This window comes from Sporosarcina koreensis (assembly GCF_001531445.1).
GTDB lineage: Bacteria > Bacillota > Bacilli > Bacillales_A > Planococcaceae > Sporosarcina > Sporosarcina koreensis_C.
Genome location: NZ_LQYA01000135.1, coordinates 1 through 5,233, shown reverse-complemented (window position 1 = coordinate 5,233; position 5,233 = coordinate 1). Strand labels below are relative to the sequence as shown.

General features: G+C 44.7%; 7 protein-coding genes. 3 read left to right on the top strand and 4 right to left on the bottom strand.

Annotated features, from left to right (window positions below):
* Together AWV70_RS14295 and AWV70_RS14290 are read left to right on the top strand one after the other, a co-directional pair.
* Window positions 1-461 (top strand): XdhC family protein (locus tag AWV70_RS14295; RefSeq protein WP_160327667.1); only part of this gene is annotated, 461 nt, incomplete at its 5' end.
* Window positions 437-1,045 (top strand): nucleotidyltransferase family protein, encoded by a 609-nt coding sequence (locus tag AWV70_RS14290; RefSeq protein ID WP_060208489.1) that lies wholly within the window; start codon window positions 437-439, stop codon window positions 1,043-1,045. The genes AWV70_RS14295 and AWV70_RS14290, both read left to right, overlap by 25 nt.
* Before the next feature lie 57 nt (window positions 1,046-1,102).
* Here AWV70_RS14290 and AWV70_RS14285 read toward each other — a convergent pair whose 3' ends face one another.
* The 3 genes from AWV70_RS14285 to modA are packed head-to-tail and all read right to left on the bottom strand — an operon-like array spanning window position 1,103 to window position 3,231.
* The gene (locus AWV70_RS14285; RefSeq protein WP_060208485.1) at window positions 1,103-1,741 is read right to left on the bottom strand and encodes an ATP-binding cassette domain-containing protein; all 639 of its coding nucleotides are present in this window, start codon (window positions 1,739-1,741) and stop codon (window positions 1,103-1,105) included.
* A 4-nt stretch (window positions 1,742-1,745) separates the two neighbouring features.
* Window positions 1,746-2,441 (bottom strand): molybdate ABC transporter permease subunit, encoded by a 696-nt coding sequence (gene modB, locus AWV70_RS14280; protein ID WP_060208481.1) that lies wholly within the window; start codon window positions 2,439-2,441, stop codon window positions 1,746-1,748.
* Window positions 2,442-2,457: 16 nt separating this feature from the next.
* Entirely contained in the window at window positions 2,458-3,231 is a 774-nt protein-coding gene (gene modA, locus AWV70_RS14275; protein WP_060208478.1) for a molybdate ABC transporter substrate-binding protein, read from the bottom strand.
* A gap of 174 nt (window positions 3,232-3,405) precedes the next feature.
* Between modA and AWV70_RS14270 the strand changes: the two genes are divergently transcribed.
* Window positions 3,406-4,395, top strand: coding sequence for a helix-turn-helix transcriptional regulator (locus AWV70_RS14270; protein WP_060208475.1), 990 nt, complete (start codon window positions 3,406-3,408; stop codon window positions 4,393-4,395).
* Between the two features lie 118 nt (window positions 4,396-4,513).
* Here AWV70_RS14270 and AWV70_RS14265 read toward each other — a convergent pair.
* The coding region (locus tag AWV70_RS14265) for an AI-2E family transporter (RefSeq protein ID WP_153009999.1) at window positions 4,514-5,233 on the bottom strand (720 nt) is incomplete at its 5' end.

Sequence of the window (5,233 nt, the reverse complement as noted above, 5' to 3'; positions counted from 1 at the left end):
CCTCATTGTATCTATTCGGAGCAGGCGCTGATGCACGCCCATTCGCTGCATTAGCATCCTCTGTCGGTTATGCCGTGCATATATGCGATTGGCGTGAGTCGCTTTGCACGAAAGAGCATTTTCCCGATGCTGCCTCCTTCCAAATAGGGTCTATAAACGAACTGCTGCACCGCATCACTTTTACTAAGCTTGATTCAGTTGTCATCATGACACACGATTTCCAAGTCGATCAACAAATCCTGCGTGTATTACAAAAGGAAAACGTTTTATATGCAGGATTATTAGGTTCCAAAAAAAGAACGAGAAGATTACTAGGAAACACCATTCCCGATTGGCTTCATTCCCCTATTGGCTTGTCGATCGGTGCGGAAGGTCCTGAAGAAATTGCGGTCAGCATCATAGCTGAGATGATTTCCATCCGGAAAGGAAGCGAAATATGTCCATCATTGGCATTTATTTAGCGGCAGGGAAAAGCAGGAGGATGGGAAGGAATAAATTGGCGCTCGCGGTCGGAAAAAAGACGTTAGGAAGTTTGGCGCTCGACACCGCAATCCAATCTACGCTTGATACCGTCTGTATCGTCGTAAACGAAAACGATGAGTTGTCCTGGTTGCCAGAACGGATGAAGACGCATGAAAAATGCAAAGTCGTCATTTGTCCCGGATCCGACGAAGGCCAATCTGCTTCGCTTCGTTGTGGAATTGAATACGCGAGAAAGATTGGCACTTCCGCAATCGTCATCCTGTTGGCGGATCAGCCGTTCATTACAATCCGGATGATCGATGAAATCATTGCATGTTTTCAGGAGCATCCAAATAGCAAATATATCGCCACTGCTCATGACGGAACGATGAAACCTCCGATTCTCTTTACTCGGGATCTTTTCCCTGCCCTATTAGAGGTTCGTGGTGATCAAGGTGCAAGGGAGTTTTTACACAGAGCGGCAGCTGACACAGGTAAACAGTTGCCTTGCCACGATCCGAGACTCGTATTCGACGTGGATGATGAAAGAGATTACGCTGTTCTGCTCTCCCAATTGGAATAAAACAAAATGCCCTGTGCTCTTTGTAGAGCTGCAGGGCATTCCATACGGGGAATCGTTTTATTTTTCATCAATAATATTTCCTCGGTCTAGAAATAAAATACGGTCCCCTAATTTTTCAGCTTCCTCCAAATCATGAGTTACGATGATGAAAGGGATTTTCCACATATCATGCAAGCGGATCAGTTCATCTTGGCATTCGATTCGCGTCTGTTTATCCAATGCGGAAAGCGGCTCATCCAATAATAGAATGGACGGCTCCGTCGCCAATGCCCGCGCGAGAGCTGCACGCTGCTTTTCACCTCCGGATATTTGATGGGGGTATTTGGCCAACAGATGCTGAATGCCAAGGACTTGCATCAGTTGATCGACGACAAATGTATGCTCTTCATCTTTCCGTTTCATACCGTAGCGAATGTTTTGACCGATTGTCATATGCGGAAACAATGCATAGTCTTGGAAAAGCACCCCTACATTTCGCGCCTGAACTGCCAAGCTTTCCTTTTTTCCTTGGAAAAAGGATTTGCCCCCCAATTTGATCGATCCTTCATCAGGCTGCATCAAACCTGCAATCGTGTTCAAAATAGTCGTTTTCCCAGAACCCGATGGCCCGAAAAGCACGAGGATTTCGTCGTCAACTGTAAAATCGACTTTCAAGTCATAATGGGATAACCGTTTTTCGATGCTCACTTCCAGCATTCAATCACCTGTTTCGATTCTGATCTGTAAAACGTCTCATATTCCGGCGGCTCCACCAATTCAGCCACGTGATTGTGCTAAAACCTAAAGCGACAATGACCACTACCCACAACGTCGCTTTTTCCATCTGACCTGCTTCGACTGCAAAATAGATGGCCATCGGAATGGTATCGGTCTTCCCAGGTATATATCCCGCAAGCATGAGAGTGGCACCAAATTCTCCAAGTCCCCTTGCAAACGAGAGGACGAGGCCCGCAAGAAGGCCGGGCCAGGCAAGTGGGAATGCCACTGTCCAAAACACACGCCATTCAGACGCCCCTAACGTGCGGGCGGCGTTTTCTAGACGATTGTCCAAACTGTCAAATGCAGCTGCCGCGCTTTGGTACATCAATGGAAACGAAACGACGATTGAAGCGATGACAGCGCCTATCCAAGTAAAAACAATTTGGACGTCGAACCATTCTAATAGCCATTTGCCAATCCATCCATGCTTGCCGAATAGGATAAGTAGAGCAAAGCCGACGACGGTAGGCGGCAGAACAAGTGGAAGCATGAAGGCCGACTCGATGACTGTTTTGCCGAAAAAGTGCTTTCTGGCAAATAACCTTGCGAAAAAGACGCCCGTTATGAAGACGACAACTGTCGAAATGGCAGCGACTTTTAAAGATAGCAGTAAAGGCGAAAAATCAATATCTGTCACGATTGCCCCTCATTCCTTACTTGAATCCGTATTTCTGAAGAATTTCTTTCCCCTCATCTCCTGTTACGAAATCTAGGAAATCCTGTGCTGTTCCAGGATGCTTGGAATCTAGTACAACAGCCCCCGGATAGACAATCGGAGTATGCCAAGCCGGATCGGCTTCCGCCACTACAACCACTTTATCGGAGACCAAAGCGTCTGTCGAGTACACGATTCCGTATTCCGCATTTCCCAATTCCACATGTGTCAGTACTTGACGTACGTCCGATCCCATGACGAGTTTATTTTGTAAAGGCGTCCACAATTGCAGATGTTCCAAAACTTCCTTTGTATAGCGCCCTACAGGAACAGTTTCCGGCTGCCCGATGGAAAGATGCTCGAACGCATCGTCGCCAAGCTGTTCGAAAGTTGTCAATGGATCCGTAGTCGACTTATTCGCTATTAATACAATAGAGTTCTTTGTGAAATCCACGACGGATGACCCGCTAACCAATTCTTTCTCAGACAACCTTTCCATATCGCTTTGACTTGCTGATAAAAAAATATCGGATGGTGCACCTTGCTCAATTTGTGTTGCAAGCTTCCCTGAGCTGCCCATATTCAATGTAATAGTAACGTCGTCATGTTCGCTTTCATATACTTCCTTCAATTCATCCAATGCATCTGTTAAACTAGCTGCGGCAGAAATCAAGAGTTCTGTTTTTTTCGCGCTTTCATTCCCTTCAGCACTGCAGCCAAAAGAAATGGCCATGGTCATCAAAAGAAGCAACCATGAAACTAACTTTTTCATCTTATACCCTCCTTTATTTTCTTACTATTACTTATCATTATATATACCATAATATAACTTGATATATCTACTTATATCTAATTATAATTCAATATTATTAGTTATATCTGAAAACATTGCAATTTTACTAGTTATAAGCGAAAATGGAGATAGTAATGCGACAGGAGGTACCTTATGGCGAATCATCAAGCAGCTTCATATACGACCGAAGAAATTGCGGATTTATTGAAAGTTTCTAAACTGACCGTTTACGATCTCATAAAAAAAGGCGAGCTTCGTTCATACCGGGTCGGTCGACAGATGCGGATCGACGCAGAGGATCTTGAAGCTTATAAGGACAAATCGAAAAGCGGCCGCGTAATCGAGAAAGAAGATAAAGAACTTTTGCAAACATCAGTGCCAGTTAGGCAAACGGTTGAGACCTCCTCACCTCCCCAGCGATTCCAGCCAATCCCAATGCGGCAGCTGATCATTAGCGGTCAGGATATCAGCCTGGATTTACTCGCAAATGCAATCGGAAGATCCGGTGCGATTACGAATCCCCTCCGTTCGTATACAGGCAGTCTAAATAGCTTGGTTGCGATGTATGCGGGGGAAGCGGACATTGTAAGTACACATCTTTACGACGGAGACACAGGAACTTATAACCTCCCCTATATTAAAAGGATTCTTTCAGGGCGCGAATACATAGTCATCAATTTACTATCAAGATCGGCTGGCCTTTTCGTACAAAAGAACAATCCAAAAAATATCCGGACATGGAACGATTTCGGTAAACAGTCCATTAAAATGGTCAATCGGGAAATTGGATCAGGAGCGAGAATCTTGCTCGATGAGAAGCTACGCCTTGAAGGTATCATTCCTCGAACAATCGACGGTTATCAAACGGAGGAGATGAACCATATTGCAGTCGCCAGCAAAGTAGCTTCCGGCTTTGCGGATGTCGGAGTAGGCATCGAGAAGGCTGCGGCATTGGTCGGAGTAGATTTCATTCCACTCGTTCATGAGCAATATGATCTTGTCATGTTCAAAACGCCTGAGAATGAATTTGTCAGAAACACGATATTATCCATCCTTCGCTCACAGGATTTTCAACGAGAAATCGAGGCACTTGGCGGATACGATCTTTCACTGACCGGCAGCATACAATTTGAAACAGAATAGAAAAAGGGCACTTCGATGTATATCGGGGTGCCCTCTTCTATTTGTCCTTCTCCATTTCCTTTAAATAGGTTTACATAATAATATTATTAAACAAAAAGTAAACGTCCACTATTGGACGTTACTTCTTAGTCTGCACTACATCTTCATAATGCATCGCAGAATCCGGTTCATAATTGTTATATCTTAACTTCAACAGTTTAAATAAATGAGTGAAGACCACTTTCAATAATGCATATCCGGGTATTCCTAGGACTACCCCGGCTACACCAAACAAAGAGCCTGCAGTCAACAAAACAAAGATGATGGTTATTGGATGGATTCGCAATGATTTCCCCATAATTTGCGGGGATATGAATTTCCCATCAATCAATTGAACGATTGTCCATACTGCAGCCAGTTTCACGAGCATGAATGGCGAAGTGACAATCGCAATGATGACAGCGGGGGTAATTGCAATGAGCGGTCCCAAATAAGGCACGACGCTCGTAATCATCGCTAACGCGCCTAACAACGGCGCATAATCCATACCGATGATGTAAAATCCGATTGTGACCATAATTCCAATGCTAATGGCAACAAGAATTTGCCCTTGGATATAAGCCCCGATCTGATGATCAGCATCGTTCAGAATAGAATCGGCATCATCCCGAAGACGCGGCGGCAACATTTTCTTGATCATTCGAGGAAGCTTTTCTCCATCCTTCAAAAGATAAAAAAGGATGAAAGGAACTGTGACAATCGCAAGTATGAATCCGGTCAACGCTGAAATGAATGAGGTGATGCCTGAAGCGATCCCACCGACAGCGTCTGTAAAGAATTGACCGATATTCCCTAAGCC

What these genes read in the sequence shown, in the direction of transcription:
- AWV70_RS14290 (WP_060208489.1), top strand. Translation starts at nt 437, where the DNA reads ATGTCCATCATTGGCATTTATTTAGCGGCAGGGAAAAGCAGGAGGATG.
- AWV70_RS14285 (WP_060208485.1), bottom strand. Translation starts at nt 1,741, where the DNA reads ATGCTGGAAGTGAGCATCGAAAAACGGTTATCCCATTATGACTTGAAA.
- modA (WP_060208478.1), bottom strand. Translation starts at nt 3,231, where the DNA reads ATGAAAAAGTTAGTTTCATGGTTGCTTCTTTTGATGACCATGGCCATT.
- AWV70_RS14270 (WP_060208475.1), top strand. Translation starts at nt 3,406, where the DNA reads ATGGCGAATCATCAAGCAGCTTCATATACGACCGAAGAAATTGCGGAT.